Here is a 1,652-nt window from a genome sequence, read left to right as displayed (position 1 = left end):
GCTGAGCGCCGAGTCGGCCGGGTGGCCGGTGGCGGTGGTGCATCCGACCGCGACTCCGCGCGATGAGCTGGCGCGGGTGCTGGCCGCGCTGGCCGGCTCCGATCCGGCGCCGATCCGGCAGATGCTGCGCAGTGCGCCGCGGCAGGCGCACACCGTGGTGCGTGATGTGGTGGTGACCCGTGCCCGCGCCTCGGCCGGTGGTGCGGCCACCAGCAGTGCTGATCGGCTGGTGCTGGTGGTGGACCCGTTCGAGCGGGTCTTCACCCTGCCCGAGGACGCCGAGTCCGGCGGTGCGGGCTGGGCCGAGGGGCAGCGGGCCGACTTCATCGCCGCCCTGCAGGCGGCGGCGACCCGGCCGAGCGGGCCGGACGGCGAACCGGCCGCGTTGGTGATCGTGGTGGTGCGCAGCGACTTCCTGGCCGAATGCGCGGCCTACCCGCAGCTGGCCGACGCCGTGCGCGACGGATTGTTCCTGGTCGGGCCCATGAGCCGGCCGGAGTTACGCCTGGCTTTGACCGGTCCGGCTGAGCGGGCGGGGGTGAAGATATCTCCGGCGCTGGTGGACACCATCCTTGGTGATCTCCCGGCCAGCGCGGCCGACGGCCGATACGAGGTGGGCGCGCTGCCGTTGCTGTCGGAGGCGATGCGGGTCACCTGGAAACACCGGGAAGCCGACAAGCTGACCAGCCGCAGCTACGGGCTCTCAGGCGGGGTCGCCCACGCCGTCCAGGCCAGCGCCGAGACCGTCTACGCCGCGCTGCCCGCCCACCGGCAGGCCGTCGCCCGGCAGGTGTTCCACCGGCTGACCAAGCTCACCGCCGACGGGCGGGCCGTCCGCCGGCCCATGCCCTACCAGCGTCACCCCCTCCCCCAACCTCCGCCGGCCGGTGCCGGACGGCCGGACGGACGGCACAACGGCGTCGATCCTGCCGATGTCGAACAGGTGGTGGAAGCGTTCGCCGCGCAACGGCTGATCGTGGTGGGCGAGCAGACCGCGGAGATCACCCACGACTCCCTGCTACACGCCTGGCCGCGGCTCGCGGGGTGGCTTCAGCAGGACCCGGCCGACCAGGCCCTCTACCACCGGTTGCTGGAGGACGCCGAGGACTGGGCCCGCAACCAGCGCCGCGCGTCGTTCCTCTACCACGGAGAGCGGCTGACCTCCGTCCTGGCCGCCCGGCTCCACTGGCAGGCCCACCCCGACCGCTACCCCGACCCGCCCGGCACCGCGGAGGAGTTCCTGAACGCCGCCATCACCGCGCGCAAACGCGCCACGATGCTGCGCCGCACCGTGACCGCCGCCCTGGCCGCGTTGCTGGTCGTGGCGTTGACCGCGGCGGGCCTGGCGATCAAGGCCGAGCGCGACATCAGCGGCCAGCGCGACGTGGCCCTGTCGCGCCGGCTGGCCGCCCGAAGCGAACTACTCACCGGCGGCGACCCCGCACTACCCGCACTGCTGGCGGCCACGGCCTGGCGGATCAGCCCCACCCCCGAAGCCCGCGCCGCCATGCTCAACATCCTCAGCCGCCCCCAACGCGCCGTCCTCACCGCCCCCTCCAGCCCTATCTCCACGGTCACCTTCGGCCCCGACGGACGGACCCTCGCCACCATCGGCGACGGCCTGACCCGATTATGGGACGTACAGACCCGCA

At 73.7% G+C, this 1,652-nt stretch carries 1 protein-coding gene; it reads left to right on the top strand.

Annotated elements, in window-relative coordinates; genetic code table 11:
• Positions 1-34 precede the first annotated feature (34 nt).
• The coding region (locus tag ACWEN6_RS40865; protein ID WP_452577596.1) for an nSTAND1 domain-containing NTPase at positions 35-1,652 on the top strand (1,618 nt) is incomplete at its 3' end.

Source organism: Sphaerisporangium sp. NPDC004334 (genome assembly GCF_053602655.1).
This window is presented reverse-complemented; position numbering and strand designations above follow the sequence as displayed.